Source organism: Cohnella phaseoli (assembly GCF_003386235.1).
Lineage (GTDB): Bacteria > Bacillota > Bacilli > Paenibacillales > Paenibacillaceae > Cohnella > Cohnella phaseoli.
In genome coordinates this window covers 107012-123780 of the sequence record NZ_QRDZ01000005.1, presented here as the reverse complement: position 1 = coordinate 123780, position 16769 = coordinate 107012, and the positions used below count along the sequence as shown (strand labels likewise).

The 16769-nt window shown below is 56.7% G+C and carries 18 protein-coding genes and 1 tRNA gene; 4 read left to right on the top strand and 15 right to left on the bottom strand.

Annotated elements, in window-relative coordinates; all coding sequences use genetic code 11:
• Window positions 1-64: 64 nt before the first annotated feature.
• The 6 genes from tatC to DFP98_RS08220 all read right to left on the bottom strand — a co-directional run bounded on the left by tatC (window position 65) and on the right by DFP98_RS08220 (window position 3932).
• Complete coding sequence (gene tatC, locus DFP98_RS08245; RefSeq protein ID WP_116060102.1) at window positions 65-847, bottom strand: twin-arginine translocase subunit TatC; 783 nt, start codon at window positions 845-847, stop codon at window positions 65-67.
• Between the two features lie 99 nt (window positions 848-946).
• Window positions 947-1177, bottom strand: coding sequence for a twin-arginine translocase TatA/TatE family subunit (gene tatA, locus DFP98_RS08240; RefSeq protein WP_116060101.1), 231 nt, complete (start codon window positions 1175-1177; stop codon window positions 947-949).
• Window positions 1178-1216: 39 nt separating this feature from the next.
• Window positions 1217-2269 carry a molybdopterin-binding protein gene (locus tag DFP98_RS08235; RefSeq protein WP_116060100.1) on the bottom strand — a complete coding sequence of 351 codons (1053 nt, stop codon included), beginning with the start codon at window positions 2267-2269 and terminating at the stop codon, window positions 1217-1219.
• The gene (locus tag DFP98_RS08230) at window positions 2266-2760 is read right to left on the bottom strand and encodes a MogA/MoaB family molybdenum cofactor biosynthesis protein (protein WP_116060099.1); all 495 of its coding nucleotides are present in this window, start codon (window positions 2758-2760) and stop codon (window positions 2266-2268) included. Before DFP98_RS08230 ends, DFP98_RS08235 begins: the two co-directional genes overlap by 4 nt.
• A gap of 42 nt (window positions 2761-2802) precedes the next feature.
• The gene (gene moaC, locus DFP98_RS08225; protein WP_116060098.1) at window positions 2803-3294 is read right to left on the bottom strand and encodes a cyclic pyranopterin monophosphate synthase MoaC; all 492 of its coding nucleotides are present in this window, start codon (window positions 3292-3294) and stop codon (window positions 2803-2805) included.
• A complete protein-coding gene (locus DFP98_RS08220) occupies window positions 3294-3932 on the bottom strand; it encodes a 5-formyltetrahydrofolate cyclo-ligase (RefSeq protein ID WP_116060097.1) in 639 nt (212 codons plus the stop codon). The genes moaC and DFP98_RS08220 overlap by 1 nt, the downstream gene beginning before the upstream one ends.
• 153 nt (window positions 3933-4085) lie before the next feature.
• On the opposite strand from DFP98_RS08220, the gene DFP98_RS08215 reads away from it, so the two are divergent.
• Window positions 4086-6008: an ABC-F family ATP-binding cassette domain-containing protein gene (locus DFP98_RS08215; RefSeq protein WP_116060096.1), complete on the top strand. Its 1923-nt coding sequence runs from the start codon at window positions 4086-4088 to the stop codon at window positions 6006-6008.
• A gap of 387 nt (window positions 6009-6395) precedes the next feature.
• On the opposite strand, the gene gluQRS is transcribed toward DFP98_RS08215, so the two are convergent.
• From gluQRS to DFP98_RS08170, 9 genes are all read right to left on the bottom strand, one after another.
• A complete protein-coding gene (gluQRS, locus tag DFP98_RS08210; RefSeq protein ID WP_116060282.1) occupies window positions 6396-7352 on the bottom strand; it encodes a tRNA glutamyl-Q(34) synthetase GluQRS in 957 nt (318 codons plus the stop codon).
• Window positions 7353-7437: 85 nt separating this feature from the next.
• Window positions 7438-7514, bottom strand: a tRNA-Asp gene (locus tag DFP98_RS08205).
• Between the two features lie 193 nt (window positions 7515-7707).
• Window positions 7708-8646 carry a helix-turn-helix transcriptional regulator gene (locus tag DFP98_RS08200; RefSeq protein WP_116060281.1) on the bottom strand — a complete coding sequence of 313 codons (939 nt, stop codon included), beginning with the start codon at window positions 8644-8646 and terminating at the stop codon, window positions 7708-7710.
• Between the two features lie 149 nt (window positions 8647-8795).
• Window positions 8796-9839 (bottom strand): tRNA (adenosine(37)-N6)-threonylcarbamoyltransferase complex transferase subunit TsaD, encoded by a 1044-nt coding sequence (gene tsaD, locus DFP98_RS08195; RefSeq protein WP_116060095.1) that lies wholly within the window; start codon window positions 9837-9839, stop codon window positions 8796-8798.
• Window positions 9836-10330: a ribosomal protein S18-alanine N-acetyltransferase gene (gene rimI, locus DFP98_RS08190; RefSeq protein WP_246016456.1), complete on the bottom strand. Its 495-nt coding sequence runs from the start codon at window positions 10328-10330 to the stop codon at window positions 9836-9838. Before rimI ends, tsaD begins: the two co-directional genes overlap by 4 nt.
• 4 nt (window positions 10331-10334) lie before the next feature.
• A complete protein-coding gene (tsaB, locus tag DFP98_RS08185; protein ID WP_116060093.1) occupies window positions 10335-11132 on the bottom strand; it encodes a tRNA (adenosine(37)-N6)-threonylcarbamoyltransferase complex dimerization subunit type 1 TsaB in 798 nt (265 codons plus the stop codon).
• A complete protein-coding gene (tsaE, locus tag DFP98_RS08180; protein WP_116060092.1) occupies window positions 11129-11647 on the bottom strand; it encodes a tRNA (adenosine(37)-N6)-threonylcarbamoyltransferase complex ATPase subunit type 1 TsaE in 519 nt (172 codons plus the stop codon). Before tsaE ends, tsaB begins: the two co-directional genes overlap by 4 nt.
• On the bottom strand, window positions 11644-12702 hold the full coding sequence (gene thiL / locus DFP98_RS08175) for a thiamine-phosphate kinase (protein ID WP_246016455.1): 1059 nt from the start codon (window positions 12700-12702) through the stop codon (window positions 11644-11646). Before thiL ends, tsaE begins: the two co-directional genes overlap by 4 nt.
• A 127-nt stretch (window positions 12703-12829) precedes the next feature.
• Window positions 12830-14089, bottom strand: a complete 1260-nt coding sequence (locus DFP98_RS08170) for a GyrI-like domain-containing protein (protein WP_181917563.1) — start codon at window positions 14087-14089, stop codon at window positions 12830-12832.
• A 223-nt stretch (window positions 14090-14312) separates the two neighbouring features.
• Here DFP98_RS08170 and DFP98_RS08165 point away from each other — a divergent pair, with 223 nt between their 5' ends.
• From DFP98_RS08165 to DFP98_RS08155, 3 genes are all read left to right on the top strand, one after another.
• Complete coding sequence (locus DFP98_RS08165) at window positions 14313-15062, top strand: CAP domain-containing protein (RefSeq protein WP_116060089.1); 750 nt, start codon at window positions 14313-14315, stop codon at window positions 15060-15062.
• A 160-nt stretch (window positions 15063-15222) separates the two neighbouring features.
• Window positions 15223-15546, top strand: a complete 324-nt coding sequence (locus tag DFP98_RS08160; protein ID WP_116060088.1) for an ArsR/SmtB family transcription factor — start codon at window positions 15223-15225, stop codon at window positions 15544-15546.
• Window positions 15547-15657: 111 nt separating this feature from the next.
• Window positions 15658-16659 (top strand): NADP-dependent oxidoreductase, encoded by a 1002-nt coding sequence (locus DFP98_RS08155; protein ID WP_116060087.1) that lies wholly within the window; start codon window positions 15658-15660, stop codon window positions 16657-16659.
• Window positions 16660-16769 lie beyond the last annotated feature (110 nt).

Genomic DNA, 16769 nt, shown 5'->3' with positions numbered 1-16769 from the left:
TTTTTGCTTCTTGTTCGGCAGATTAGTTTAATTCGGGAGTCCTGGAAGGCCCGGGCTGTTTTTCCTATTCGTCCCGCTCCCACTCCGATTCCCGCCGCTGCTGCGCTTTCATTCGTTTTCCATAAGCCATCGAGGACAGGAGAACGCTAAATTCATACAGCAAAATCAGCGGAATGGCGACGAGCAAATCCGACACGACGTCGGGCGGAGTGACCAATACACCGATGAAAATCAGAATAAACCAGGCGAGCTTGCGCATTTTTTTTAGCATCGTCGGATTCAAGATCCCGATTCTCGTCAGGAACAAAATGAGCAGCGGCAGCTCAAACAACAAGGAGATCGGCAGCAAAATGTTGAACAGAAACGAAAAATACTGCGTCACGCCATAGGTTTGCTCCAATCCGAGATTGCCCGTCACCTTCTCCGTAAACAGGAAAGCCATCGGAAAAACGACAAAATAAGAGAACGCGAGGCCGATGAGAAACATCACCAGCGCTCCCGGTACGAATTGCAGCGTAGCTCTCTGCTCCTTAGGCCCTAGAGCCGGACGCACGAATGCCCAAAGCTGGTACATCGCAAAAGGGATCGCGATGATGAAGGAAATCAGAATCGCGAATTTCATGTAGAGGCCGATCGCATCCCACGGGGAGAAAGCATGAAGATCCAAATTGTCTATCGGCGCAGCCGCGACCAAATAATCGAACAGCGGCTGCGAGCCGAATAGGCCCCCAACCAGCCCGATGACGAATACGATCAGGCAATAGATCAGTCTTTTGCGCAGCTCGCCCAAATGTTCCGTCAGCGGCATCCACTCTGAGTCCCGCTTCTCAGCGGCCTTATCTTTCATTGCTTGTCTTCGCCTCCATACAGCAACGGGGCTGCCCCTTCCGCAAATCTTACATCTGCGCCGAGGGACAGCCCCTATCCATGTTCCAGTCCGTCCCGATTATTCCGGGAGACGACGATCCGCCTTAGGCTTGTCCATCTCGTCGGAGGATACGTCCACCCTCTGAGCTCCCCGGTCCTTCGGATCATCCATCAAATCGTTGGCGCCCTTCTTGAACTCGCGAAGCGTGCGGCCGAAAGCGCGGCCCAACTCCGGCAGCTTGTTCGGGCCGAACAACAGCAGCGCGATCAGAACGAGCAAAATAATGCCTGATGCTCCAATGCCTGACATGTGCAAAAACCTCCTCTCGGATGTAAGTCGTGCGAATGCTCAGCTGCGATGAAGACCGCCGTATCCCATCCCGACGATATCCTCTCTCGCTATCGTATCTCCAGCCAAAACTCTGGATAATAAAACATCAAACGAAGTGTAAGGATCATGCATGACGCAGCCGGGTAATCCGAAGATCGGCACGCCTTGCAAATAACCGAACAACAGCATCGAACCCGGAAGCATAGGCGTTCCGTAGCTGACAATGTCGGCTCCGGCTTCCGCGATCGCTCCCGGCGTACGGTCGTCGGGATCTACCGACATACCGCCAGTTACAAGTATCATATCATACCCTTGTTTCCTTAAATAGTGAATTTCATTGACAATTGTATGACGGTCGTCCGGCGCGAATCGCTGCTCGACGACCTCCGAGCCGAACTCCGCGAGCTTGGCCGAGACGGCGGGGCCGAACTTGTCCTGGATGCGCCCGGAATATACCTCGCTTCCCGTCGTCAACAGCCCGGCCGTCATCCGGCGAAAAGGTCTTACGCCGATCGGAGCGATTCCGTGCGCGGCGCGATAAGCGCTAACGATGTCCTCAACCGCCTCGATCTTAAGCTTCGGGACGATCAGCGGAATGACCCGCGTCGCCGCCAAAGCCTCCCCCGTACGCACGACGCGCCGGTCGACGACGGTCGCGAGCGCAATATCGCCCAGACGGTTGATCTCGTCCACCATCTCTCGGGCGATGAAAGCGAGCCCGTGCGCGGTCGACTTCAGGCTCGCTTTGCCTTCCGCCGGCTCTCCGTAAGCGACGTGATCTCCGCTGAGCGCCCGCGCCATCCGCACCGCCGCATCGTCCTCATGCAGATCGGCGTCCGCCAGCTCGATCGTAAAGAGATGCTCCTTCCCGATATCCTTCAGCCGCGGCAAATCCTCCGAAGTGACGACATGTCCTTTGCGAAAGAGCCGTCCTTTGAACTGTCCGGGAACAATCTGCGTCAGATCGTGAGCCAGCACCATACCGACGGCGTCCTCGACCTTTACCTCCCTCAGCCTCGACGAGCCGATGAGAGTCGTCCCGTCATTCCGGCTGCGCTCCGGCGACGTCATTCTTCCAATCCTCCCCGCATTCCCTTGACCTGGTCGAGCGCTTCCGGAAGCAAATCCATCACGGCCATCAGATGCTCGTGAACGCCCCGCGGTTCGCCTGGAAGATTCAAGATCAGCGTGCGGCCGCGAATCGCGCACACTCCGCGAAACAGAGCAGCGTACCGCGAACGCTGGGATACGGCCGCGCGCATCGCTTCCGGTATGCCGGGAACGATGCGCTCCGCTACCCGGATCGTCGCCTCCGGCGTAACATCGCGATAGGCGAGACCCGTACCGCCTGTAGTCAGAATCAAATCCGCTTGAAAATAATCGGCCATCTCGATCAGCGCAGCGCGAATTTCATCCTGCTCGTCCGGAACGATCCGATAATCGACGATATCCCCGTGCAGTTCTTCCTCGATCAACTCGCGAATGACCTGCGCGCTCGTGTCCTCGCGTTCCCCTCTAGCGCCTTTATCGCTAGCCGTCAACAAGGCCACCTTCCAACGCATAGCTCCATCCCTCCGTCCCCTAATCGCTAAATCTGTCTTTTTTTATTCCGCCGAACGGACATAGTCGCCGCTCTTGCCGCCCGTCTTGCTGAGCAACGCCACAGACTCGACGACCATATCCTTCTGCAGCGCTTTGCACATATCGTAAACGGTCAGCGCGGCCGCGGAGACGGCGGTTAACGCCTCCATCTCCACTCCCGTCTTCCCGGTCGTCTTTACTTCAGCCGTAATCGTCAGCGTATCCTCGCCGTTATCTTCGAAACGAACGTCTACACCGGTCAACGGAAGAGGATGGCACATCGGAATCCAGTCTGACGTCCGCTTCGCCGCCTGTATGCCCGCGATCTGCGCTACGGCGAGCACGTCGCCCTTGGCAACCGAACGTTCGCGAATTCTGCGAAGCGTCTCGGGCGCCATCTTGACCCGGCCTTCCGCTATCGCGGTCCTGACCGTATCGGCTTTGTCCGAAACATCTACCATGCGGGCTCTTCCTTGCTCGTTAAAATGAGTCAGCCGCTCATCCGCCTGTGCCATTACGAATCCCTCCTGCCGAACCATACTATGCCTTCATCCGTGGCCAGCCCGTCCAACTCGAGATCGTGGGCTTCCGACGGCAAAGCTTCCTCGATGATTTGCGCGGAATAGGCAAACCCGATCCACAGCGTTCCGGCTTGCGTCTCGCGCCGCCTCTCCGCATACAGACGGTCGTAATAGCCTCCGCCGTATCCGAGTCTTCCGCCGATCGCGTTAAATGCGATTCCGGGAACAAGCACAAGATCAAGGGGAGCGGCAGCCTCCATCAACGGCGCGCGCAGAGGATCAGGCTCCGGCACTCCCCATTTCCCCGCAACCCAATCCGACAGACCGCCGAGCTCGCGCAGCTCCAGCCCTTCTCCGTCCGTTCTCATTCGTGTCGCGTATACCCGATCGCCAGCGTTCAGACAGGCCTCTACGAGCGGCAGCGGCGACGCTTCGGATCGAAACGGAGCATAAGCGCATACGCCAAGCGGGCGGCCAAGCTCCCGTCTTAACGGGGATAACGCTCCGCTTTCCAGCAGAGCGCACAGCTTCGCGGACATGCGATCCCGTTCGGCTTGCGACAGCCTGTCCCGTACCTCCGCCATCCGCCGGCGCCATTCGTCTTTAACGGCGCCGGCCGCTCTATTTTCCATGAACGAAACCCTGCTTTCGAAAATCTATGAAAACTCTATTTTCATTCTAACATTGAATGTCTGTTTTCGCCAAAGGATAACGCTTGGACTTTTCCGGCAAGTTTACGGTACACTTGAAGGTGTGTTCAACAAGACTTATCGGAGGGATTCCTCTTGCTTCTTCAAGCATCTGGCATTACCAAACATTACGGCGTGACTCCTGTGCTCGAAGGCATCTCGCTGCAGATCAACGAACGCGACCGCGTTGGGCTCGTCGGGGTCAATGGCGCGGGCAAATCCACCTTCCTGCGAGTGCTCGCGGGAGAGATCGTTCCGGACACCGGTTCGGTATCGAAGCCGCGGGAGCTTAAAATCGGATATTTGGCGCAGAACGGCGGGTTGCAAGGGCACCGCACGATTCAGGAAGAGATGAATTCCGCCTTCGGCCCCTTGCTGGAGCAAGAAAAAGCGCTGCAGCAATTGGAGGCTCGCATCGCCGATCCCAGCGAACTGGACAACTCCGAGCGCTATGAAGCGCTGCTCGCACAGTATGCGGACATCAGCGAGAAATTCCGCGAGAACGGCGGCTACGAGATGAACAACCGCGTGCGGAGCGTTCTGCACGGCATGGGCTTTGGCGATTTTGCCCCGGACACCGAGGTCGCTTCCTTAAGCGGAGGGCAGCGAACCCGTCTGGCGCTGGCGCGGCTGCTGCTCGTCCAGCCCGAGCTGCTGCTGCTCGACGAGCCGACCAACCACCTCGACATTCAGACGCTAACCTGGCTCGAGCAGTATTTGCGATCTTATGCGGGGGCGATGGTCATCGTCTCCCATGACCGCTATTTTCTCGATGCGACGGTAACGTCCATCGTCGAGATCGAGCGCCACCAGGCGACGAGATACACAGGCAATTACAGCCGGTTTATGGATTTGAAAGCCGCAGCGTTCGCTCAGCAGTTGAAGCTGTACGAGCAGCAGCGCAAAGAAATTTCCCGGATGGAGGATTTCATCCAAAAGAACATCGTAAGAGCTTCGACGACAAGGCGCGCCCAGAGCAGGCGCAATGCGCTTGAACGGATCGAACGGCTAGAGAAGCCCAACGCGCTTAAGCAGGCGAGCTTCTCGTTCTCGACCGAGCGCCGCAGCGGCAAGGAAGTGCTGCGGCTCATTCGCTGCTCCGCGGCGCCGAATGCGGAGATGTCGCCGCTGTTCCGCAACGTCTCGTTCGAGGTGAAGCGCGGGGAGCGCGTCGCGCTGCTCGGCCCCAACGGCGTCGGCAAGACGACTCTGCTTCGAGCGCTGACGGACCAGCTGCCGCTGCGAGACGGCGCGATCGAATGGGGCGTCGGCATTTCTCTCGGCTATTACGACCAGGAGCAGCGGGGGCTTAATCCGGCCAATACCGTACTCGAGGAAGTGTGGAGCTCTTATACGCATCTTCCGGAAGCGGAAATCCGCACCGTGCTGGGCAATTTTCTGTTTAGCGGCGAGGACGTGCGCAAGAAGATCAGCTCCTTAAGCGGGGGCGAGCGAGCGCGCGTAGCGCTGTCGAAGCTGATGCTGATGAAGGCGAACGTGATGCTGCTCGACGAGCCGACCAACCATCTCGACTTAATGAGCCGGGAAGTGTTGGAGGCCGCGCTTGAGGAATATGACGGAACGCTTGTCTTCGTCTCCCACGACCGCTATTTTCTGAATCGAATCGCCGATCGGGTCGTAGAAATGTCCGCGAACGGAGCGGAACATTTCCTGGGGAATTATGACGAAATGATCGCCAAAAAACAGCAAATGGCGGAATGGGAAGAGACAAATCGCGACAGCGGCGCCGACGCCTCCCCGTCCGAAACGGCGGTGACCAGCTATGAAGCCGAGAAGCAGGCCAAGCGAGAGGATCGGGCGAAAGCGCGCAAGCGCGAGCAGGCCGAAGCGGATATTGCCCGACTGGAAAGCGAAATCGCCAGCCTGGAAGAGCAGATGGCTTCTCCCGAAATGGCGACCAATTATATGCTGCTCAGAGAAAAGCAGACGGAAGCGGAGACCAAGCGAGCGGAGTTGGACGAGGTTTATCAGGTTTGGGAAGCTTTAATGGAAGAATAGAATATAACGTAGGTCAGGGGTATGCGCCTTCTTGAACTCGGAGAAGGTTGCATACCCTTCATTCTTATTCACATAGTTATACACAGCCTGCGGACACCTTTCAGATGGTTATTAATATTCTGATAATTTCCAATCGGTTGGTACGCAAGCATTTTGGTTAAACCCCTGCAATCCGGATCCGTTTTTCACGATTTTATTCACATTGCCCACACTATCCACAGAAAAGCTGTGAAAAACTCATCCCCCGCTCCCCTCATAAGCGACCTCTTGCGCGCCAACGCTTTCGCCGATATATCCACATTATGCACATGCGCTGTGGATAACTTTGTCCACATCCCCCCTCCTGCTAACAAAAAAGCCACCGCGCATGGATCTACGCGATGACCTCTATTGCTTAAACAACCAGCTTCGCAGATCGTTCCCAAAAATCAGCGTTTCGCCGCGAACCGGCTTGAACAGCGGGATAAGCTCCGCCGCCGCAACCGGTTCCGGCCGATCGATCCAACCGGACAGGGCCGCAAGCAGTCCCAACAAGCGCTCGGAGGCGATTCCGCTCTCCTTCAAAGATAGCAGCGTTAGCGACTTGTCGCGCTTCGACAGGCGGCTTCCGCGCTCGTCGGCCAGCAGCGGAATATGCGAGAAGGCCGGGGCGCGCAGCTGTAACGCCTCGTACAGCGCAAGCTGCCTTGGCGTAGAATCGAGCAGATCCGCCCCGCGCAGCACGTCGGTGATTCCCATCGCCGCATCGTCCACGACAACCGCCAACTGATAGCTGAACATCCCGTCCGCCCGTTTCACGACAAAATCGCCGAGAGCCGAGCCCTCAAACGACTGCGGTCCTCTCCATCCGTCGTCAAACTCTACTTTGCCTTGCGGCATTATAAAGCGCTGCGAGGGGGTTTTGAACGCGCCTCTAGCTTCCCGCTCTTCAGCGGTCAGAGCGCGGCATACTCCCGGATAAGCGACGCCCTCGCTCGACAAGCCGTGCGGCGCGCTAGCCAGCGAAGCGAGATCGCTTCTGCTGCAATAGCACGGATACAGCCGGCCGGCCAGCCGCAGCTTCTCCAACGCTTCTTCGTACAGCGGCTCGCGAGCGCTTTGCACGTACGGAGCGTATGGCCCTCCCTCCCGCGGACCTTCGTCCCAGTCAAGGCCAAGCCAATGCAAGTCGTCCAGCATCTGATCGGCGAAAGCAGGACGCGACCGGGCTTTGTCGATATCTTCGATACGCAGCACGAACTCTCCCCCGGCTTGCCGAATTTGCAGCCAGGCGGCCAAAGCGGCGAACGCGTTGCCGATATGCAGCAGCCCGGAAGGCGTAGGCGCAAATCTTCCGCGACGGATCACCCTCTCCACCTCCTCGCATGATACAAAAAAAGAGCAGAGTTCGCTCTGCTCCTTGCTAGTTAACTATGTAGTCGTAAAATCATGGCGGAGCCGACGGGATTCGAACCCGCGGTCTCCTGCGTGACAGGCAGGCATGTTAGGCCTCTACACCACGGCTCCACACTGTGACAATATGTGTCTTAGACACAAATAGGATCATACCACGAACAATCGCAATCTGGCAAGCTTTTATATTTCTCCATGCAAAGTTTTCTCCTTCGCGACCATGCGGACGGCTTCCAAGCTCCCGAACCGGGCATTTGAAAGCCATTCCCCGCCTTTTATCGCCAGACGGAGCATCGTCCACACACGATTACATGCCCGTCGCCGACTCCCCCATGTCCTCAAAATCCAAGTTGACCGGATGATCCGGCAGCACAATCGGCTCTTCAAGATTCGTACTTGGCACTTCAAGCGATACCGCTTCGAATCGGATGCTATCGATCCATACCTTGCCCGTTCCCGCGAGCAGTACGCCGAACGAGATCGACTCGCTCTCCTCCGAAACATCCAGCACGACGCTGATCTTGCTCCAGCCGTTGCTTCCCGTAATCGGACGATTGCCCATGTTGTCGAATTGCAGCATGTCTTCGCCTTTCCCGTCCACACGCATCCACAATCCGCACCAACTCGCCACCTCCTCGGTCCTTATGAATGCGGACAGCTCGTAGCGTTTGCCCCGGTACAGCTCCGCGCGAAAGCTTTGCATCATCGTTGCGAAGCCCTGCGCTCGTTCGGTACGAGATTGCAACCGACCCGACGCCCGTCCCCGATGCACCGTCGCCACGTCGACTCCGATGTCATAATCCCCTGGGTCCGAGCCTGCCAGAATCCACCCGCTTGGTCCGTTCGCATATTCCTCGTGTCTCATATTCGCATCCTCCTTCGATTGTTGTTGTTTCCCTTTATCCATAAACGCTCCGAAATAACGCCGATACCGTCCTGGAGACATTCGGTACGTCCGCTTGAACGCTCTCGTAAACGCGGCCTGAGACTCGAACGCATGATCGAAGGCAATATCCAGTATGCGACGATTCGTAACGGCAAGCTCCCCTGCTGCGTTCGCCAATCTGCGCTGCCGAACGTATTCCGCGAACGGAATACCGATATGAGCGTGAAAGACGCGGTGAAAATGATACTTCGATACCGCGACCAGACGAGCCGCCTCCTCCAACACAATCTCCCCGGCCAGACGGCCCTCGATCCACTCGACCACCTTCAGCACGTCCGCTTCCTCATCCGTATGCGCCATCGTTGGTTCCTCCTTTCTGACTTTATTGTACATGCCGCCTGGCACGCCGTTTTGACCGTTCTTGCTCATCTCCCCTTGAGAAAGAAAAAAGCCATCCCCGAGCAATCGCCCTCCTGCAATGAGGAAGAACGATTGCCGAAGATGGCGATTTATAGCGACCAGTCCTCCAAGGACATGACCGCTTCGGCTTTCAGATCGAGCGACGAGAACTGCCCGTGGCGCCATTTCAGGTCGGCGGCGGCGGCAATCATCGCTGCGTTGTCGGTGCACAGATTATGCGGCGGTATTAACAGCGGAAGGTCCGCCTCCTCGCACAGCGCGGCGAGCCGTTCGCGCAAGCCGCGGTTAGCCGCAACTCCGCCGCATAGCATCATCTGGCGTGCGCCGAACTCCTTCGCCGCGCGAATCGCTTTGCCGGTGACGACATCGATCACCGACTGCTGAAACCCTCTGGCAAGCGCCGAGAAATCCGGCGATTCGCCCTTCATCCGCGAACGGTTGATTTCCGCCAGCACGGCGGATTTCAACCCGCTGAAGCTGAAATCGTACGAGTCCGGCTCCAGCCACGAACGCGGCAGCACGATTTCCTCCGTCGCCTCCTGAGCCAGCTTATCGACATGCGGCCCTCCCGGATACGGAAACTTCAAAGCTCTGGCGACTTTATCGTAGGCTTCCCCGACCGCGTCGTCGCGCGTCCTGCCGATGATGCGAAACTTCCCTTCCGCTTCGAGCAGCACGATCTCCGTATGGCCCCCGGAGACGACAAGCGCGAGGGAGGGATACAAAATCTCTCCAATAAGCCGATTCGCGTAAATGTGCCCAGCGATATGGTGCGTCCCGATCAATGGCACGTCAAGCGCCAGCGCCAAGCTCTTCGCGGCAACAACGCCGACGAGCAGCGCCCCGATCAAGCCGGGGCCTTGCGTAACCGCCACGGCGTCGATATCCTCCAGACGGATGCCCGCTTCGCGCACCGCCTCTTCAATAATGATCGTGATCGACTCGACATGCTTGCGCGAAGCAATCTCCGGCACGACTCCGCCGAACTGCCGGTGCGTGTCGATCTGGCTGGAGACGACGTTAGACAGCACTTCGCGGCCGCCCCGCACGACGGCTACGGACGTCTCGTCGCAGCTTGTCTCGATCGCCAGCAGCAGGCCGCCTTCCGTCGCTTCGTTCGATTGCGCGCTCATGCCTCTCCCCCTTCCAACGTTCCCGCCGTCTCCGACTCTCCTCTATTATCAGGAATCAGATCCGCCCACATAATGAGCGCATCTTCCATATTGTCCGAGTAATAATTCGGGCGCACTCCCGATGGAGCAAAGCCCATTTTTCGATAGAGAGACTGAGCTCTCTCATTGGACACCCTCACCTCCAGCGTCATGCGCCGGGCTCCGAGGTAACTTGCCGTCTTCATTAGCTCGCGCAGCAGCGCTTTGCCGTAGCCTTGCCCTTGATATTGCGACCGAAGAGCAATGTTTGTCACATGGGCCTCGTCAATAATGAGCCACATCCCTCCGTAGCCCGCGACGTCGCCGTCCATCTCCAGCACCATGTACTTGGCGAACATGTTGTTCGTCAGTTCGTTGCGAAACGCTTCGGCCGTCCACGGGGCCGTAAAGACTTCCTGTTCGATCTCCACGATCGCGGCGATATCGTCCAACTTCATTAAACGGTATTCCATCTCGTCACTCTCCCTGCGACGCTGCCAGCAGCTTCGCTTCCGCTTCGGCCAACTGCGTATAATTCGGAGCGAACGAATGGATGTCATCCCGCTCTCCCAGACGGAACCTCAGTTCCCCGAGCAGCCCAAGCGCCGTCGCGTCCATATCCCAAGCAAGCGTCCGCAGCCTCGTTCCGGATTGCTCCGCAGCCTCGATCGCGGCCTGATGAGGTTCCGTCTCACCGACGAACCAGATCGCCGCCACCTGAGAATCCTCCGTGCCTTCGTCTTCGATCTCTTCCGCCCATTCGACGATGAGACGGATTGCGTCGGCATCGATCGTCCGCCAGCCGCCGGAATGATCGGTCGCGTATCGGGAAGTATAGACTTGGCCTCTCCTTGCGTCCAGAATCGGCACGATCCAGACGTCCAGATCGTCCGCCATGTCCTCGTTTTCCTCCCGCAGCTTGCGCCAGGCTCCGAGCGCCAGCGCTTCCAGCGTCGAGACGCCGAGCAGCGGTTTTCTCCACGTCCAGGCAAGCGTTTTGGCAGCTGTGACCGCAATTCGCACGCCCGTATAGGAACCCGGGCCCTGCCCTACGACGATCGCGTCGATGTCAGCGCCCGTCATGCCGTTCCTGCTCAGCAGCTCCTTGATCTCCGACAAAATCCGCACCGAATGATTGCGTTCGGCGAAGGAGGCGACAGAGTCGACGCGCGAACCATCCCTGACGATTGCGGCGGAGAAAGCGGCGGTCGACGTATCGAAGGCAAGCACCGTGACGGAACCGCTGTCTCCGATCAATTCCTCGTCTATTTTCATGCTGAATGTCCCCCTTCCTCCGTCAGACGGAGCCCAAGCCGAGCGCACCACGCTTCGTACGGCCGCCCTACCGGACGGCAGACGATTCGCCGCGACTCGGCGCCGGTTGTCTCAAGCCGAAGATGCAGCCGCTCGGGCGGCAATATCGGCTCGATAATCGAAGCCCACTCTACCAACGTTACGCCGTTCCCATGAAAATATTCGTCCAGTCCAAGCTCGTCCGCTTCCTCCAGCGACAGCCTGTAGACGTCCATATGGTAGAAAGGAAGCTTCGTTCCTTCATATTCTTTAATAATTGTAAAGGTCGGGCTGTTCACGATCCCCGCAACGCCGAGCGCTGCCGCATAGGCTTTGGCGAAATGCGTCTTCCCCGCGCCCAGATCCCCGTCCAACGCAAGCACGGCTCCGGGAAACGCCAATTCGGCCAGCGCCTCCGCGAAGGCGGCAGTGGCCCGCTCGCTGGCGATGTCCAGCTCGTATCGGTTCGACGGGTCTCCCGTTCCATTCGAATTCATGTCTGCATAGTCCCTTCGGAAAAATGATTGTAGCCCCGCTTGGCCAAAGGCCTGCGCAGCCCGGTATCGGCCGATTCCAATTCCACGCCCGGCTGACCCGCCTCGACCTCGCCGATGACGAACAGCGGAATGCCTTCCGCCCGCAGCCGCTCCCGCATCTCCTGCTCGCAGCTCTTGTCCGCAGTGCCGAGCAGCACGTAGTCTTCGCCTCCGAACAGCGCCAGATCGGCTGCTCGAAGCCCGTTGTCCCCCGCATAAGCAGTAAGTTCCCCGGACAAGGGCAGCAGCTTCTCCTTCAACACCAGTTTAACCTGCGACGCCTCGGCAATCTCCCAGGCTTCGCTGGCTACGCCGTCGCTGACATCGTTCAAAGAAGCGCCCCAGCCCATCTGCGCCAAAATCCGCCCCGCCTTCACCGACGGAACGGGACGACGATGGGCCTGCACCAGCCGTTGAGGCAGCAGGTCGGCCAGTCTGGCTCGCTCCGCGCCTTCCGCGGCGCCAATCCGCTGCAGCGCATGTAGCCCAGCAGCGGACAGGCCCGTCGGCCCGGTCAGGAACACGATTTGCCCCGACCTCGCCCCGGAGCGGCGGATCGCCCGCCCGGCTTCAACCGTACCGATGGCCGTGACGGCTACGACAAGATCCCGCGGCGCGGAAGTCGTGTCCCCTCCGATGACGGCCACTCCATAACGCTCGGCGCATTCGTACAATCCGTCGTACAGCCGCCGCATCCGCTCCTCGTTCCAGGCCGGGGGCACGCAGACGGACACGAGGGCGAACTTCGGCTCGCCGCCCATTGCGGCAATATCGCTGACATTGGCCGCCAGCGCCTTGAAGCCGACATCGGCTTCCCCCATCGTCTCGTCGAGGAAGTGAACCTGCTCGACCATCGCGTCGGCGGCAACGAGCCATTCGCTTCCCGAGCCTTCGCCCGCCACGACCGCCGCATCGTCCCCAATGCCGCACACAACGCCGGCGCGACTCAGAAAATCGGCCTTCTGGCGCCCTTCCGTCCAGAGGCGGATGCGGCCGAATTCGTCCAATGACGACACGGCGCTACCCCATTTCCTCATTATTGCTCTAATTATATCGGGGTGCGCCCGAACATGCAAAATTGTTCGCAATCGGATACTGTAAAAATGACCTCCCACTTAGGAAGACGATAAATCGACTGTTAAGCTACCCGCGCGACTCGCAAACCATAATCAGATTGCCGTCCGGATCCTTCAGCACGAAAAACGCGACGGCGCCGTGGTCCTCAATCCCGCTATGAAATTCAAATCCCTGTTTCTCGGCATAAGCGCAAGCGGTCTGAATATCCTTCGTATCGAACATGCAGCGAATCGAGAAGCTCTGCCCCTGCGCATGCCGATTCGAGTCCAGAAGCAGCGCCGCTCCCTTCGCGACCGGAACGGAATAGACCGCCTGCAATGCGCGTTCCTCGTCCAGAGGCAGTCCGAGCAAATCCGTATACCAGCCGGACGCCCGGCGCATATCGGTGACGTCGACGAACACCCCGGCTATTTGAGCGGCTACGGGACTATCCCCGTTCAACCTATCCTCGCGTCCCGCGTCCGCGCTCCAGCAAGCCATGACGGAGTTGCCTTCCGAATCCGCGAAGTTGAAATAAGCCATACTTCCGTGCCGCTCGATTTCGCCGAATACTTGCGTTCTCTCGACAACATAGGCATAGGCTTCGTCGATCTCCGGGACCGCCAGCATGAACAGCGGCTGCATCTCCTCTCGCCAGTCCGGATTCTGCCGATTGTAGGCATCGGAATCGAGCACGATTCCCGTGCCGGGCAGACTGAGCCAGTACACAGGACCTCCGTTCAGGCGCTCTTCGATAAGCGGCAGTCCGAGCAACTGCGAATACCATTCGGCCGCTCTCCGCAGATCCGACACATGAACGAACAGGCTCGCCACCCGGTTCTCGATCGGGAGCTCCCGCTTGCTGCGTATCGGAAACCACAGCTCCATGACCGATTCGGGGTTGTCGTTGCCCAAATAACGACTGTCGTAAAACTCGACCTCGGCCCCCGCCCTGCAGGTGTACTCCGAGTTCGGCAGCCATTCCCCGTGATAATAATCGAACGTCGCGCCCAACTCGTCGATCGGCCCTTTTCGCGTCACTACCGCGTACAGTCCTCCCTCGAACGTGTCCGCAACCATCCCTTCCGGAATGTCCGCGAAGGCGGTAACGCCGACAGCTGCGACATAGTCGAACGCGTCGCCGGGGTGCATGTCCGGCTCAATGATACATAACCCGTAACATTCGCCATTCTTGTGTGGAATTTCATCGCAGCGAGGATTAAAGCGCTGCCATAATCGAGCTATTTCATTTTCCGAAGGGGCAATATCCCGACTCGGCTTATAGCGGATCTTCTGTCCCACTGCTTTGAAAGGTTCTTTCCAGACGATGCGGGTTTCCAATATCATTTTCGCATTCTCCTTCCTATATATGCGAATATACATTCGCTTTTTTCGATGAATTCTCCTGCCGAACGGCTTTATGAGAATAATATTATTTTTGGCGTTGACGCCTTGGCGCAGCTTGTTTGGCGATTCTCATAATTTCGAATGGCAGATTTTATAGCATGTTTTCGCCCGATCAGGCTGATAGACTTTGAGATATTCCAAGCCAAAGGGAGGAAACAGATTCATGAAGTTCAACGCAAAAGGTTTGAAGAAATCTCTGATGCTGGGTACGTTGGCGCTCGCGATCTCCGTTCCCGTAGGAGCAGGAGCGGCGTCCGCAGCACCTGTAGGCAACGTCATCACACAAGACCAACTGGCGCAGCTCGCCGGACGGTTCGGCATAGATTTCAATTCTTTGCTGCAGCAAATTATGCAGGGGCAATATCCGGGCAATACGGGCAACGGCCAGGTGACGAATCCTAGCAAGCCGTCCCAACCCTCTAAGCCTTCGACGCCTAACACAGGCAATAACGGCAATGCTGGCTCTGGTAACACAGGAAACACCGGAAATACCGGGAATACGGGAAATACGGGTAGCGGCAATACGGGCTCGGAAGTGTCCAACTCGGCCTTCGCGACGCAGGTTGTCACGCTCGTTAACCAAGAACGGGCGAAAGCAGGCTTGAAGCCACTGGCCGCCACGAACGCCACATTGACGAAGATGGCGCTGGACAAAGCGAAAGACATGTACAACAACGGTTACTTTGACCACAATTCGCCGACTTACGGCTCGCCGTTCGATATGATGAAAAAATACGGAATTAATTATCGTTATGCGGGAGAAAATATCGCTAAAGGCCAGCGCACTCCGCAAGAGGTCATGAACGCCTGGATGAACAGCCCGGGCCACCGCGCCAACATCCTGAGCGCCAACTTTACGACGATCGGCGTCGCTTATTACAACGGCGTATGGGTTCAGGAATTTATTTCGTAATCGAGTTTATACCGTCCATGGCTCCATGGATTGCTGAATCATGAACAAAAGGCGTGCAAATTGACTATCAATTTGACACGCCTTTTGTTGCTTGATTTTTGTAAGCGAATGATTATAATTATGTTCAACGGATTAAACCAATGAACGAAAGGGTGGTCATATGAGCCAGAAAACCGAACACACGCTGCAACAGTTCAAAGAGTGTATTCCTCTGCTCGAAGTGTTGACCGACGAGAATCGTCAAGCCATTATTATGCTACTCGCGCAAAACAAATCGGGGCTTAACGTTAACGCGATCTCGAGCCACATCGACCTGTCCCGACCGGCCGTCTCCCATCATCTAAAGGTGTTGAAGCAGTCCGGTTTTATTGCTTTGGAAAAAAAAGGCGTAGAAAATTATTATGTATTAACTCTACGCAAGCCGTTGGAACAACTCAAATCGCTAATTACCGCCGTTGAGGCCGAGTGCAACGGAGCTCAATGACTATTCAATGACTACCCGCTCACTTACGGGAAATACTCTTTGGAGAAGATTTTTTTTCGCACGATTGGTTCATTAGTTTAAACCAATAATCATAATAGGAGTGATTGGATCATGAAAGCCGCAATCATCGAGAAATACGGAAAAGACGTTCCATTAATTGTAACCGAACAACCTATGCCTGCTGTCGGAGAACACGATGTGCTCGTTGAAATCCATGCAGCCAGCTTGAATCCCATCGACTATAAAATCAAAGAAGGAAAAGTGAAGCTTCTATTGAGCTATAAGTTCCCTCTCATCCTGGGAAACGACTTCTCGGGAGTTGTCGTCAAGGTCGGCCAACGGGTGAACGCGTTCAAACCCGGAGACGAAGTTTACGGGAGACCCCGCAAAAGCCGAATCGGCACATTAGCCGAATTTATTGCCGTTCACGAGGACGACATTTCGCTGAAGCCGCACAATCTAAGCTTTGAAGAAGCGGCCTCGATCCCGTTGGTCGGACTTACAACTTACCAAGCCTTTTCCGATATTCTAAAGCTGCAAAAGGGTCAGAAAATTTTGATTCACGCCGGTTCGGGAGGCGTAGGCACCTTCGCTATTCAATTGGCGAAATGGATGGGCGCTTTTGTCGCTACGACGGCCAGCGATAAAGGCTATGATTTGGTCAAATCAATGGGTGCCGATCTGATTATTAATTATCGTAAAGAAAATTTCGAGGAGAAGCTTACCGGGTATGACGCTGTTTTTGACACTTTAGGCGGGACAGCCTTGGAAAAATCATTCCGCATCCTGAAGCCGGGCGGACAAATCGTCTCCGTCTCCGGCATGCCGAACGCCAGATTCGGAAGAGAAGCCCAATTGGGTTGGATGAAAACGGCCGTCTTGTCCCTCGTAAGCCGCAAGCTCGCTGCGCTGGAGAAGAAAACCCGTACGAAGTACCATTTTCTGTTTATGAAGTCGAGCGGGGCGCAATTGCGGATTATTAAAGAGCTTATTGAACAAGGGCATATTAAGCCCGTTATCGATAAAGTGTTCCATTTGAAGGATGCCGGACAGGCGCTTCATTACCTGGAAAGCGGTAGCGCCAAAGGCAAGGTAATCGTTAAAATCAAGTGATCCCGACAGCGTACGACACTCCATCCGGCTATTCCCCCCTTGTTTACAATCTGTTTATTCCAATAGGATAAACTGATAGGATAAAATGACATGGGAAGGGGGAAGCGACA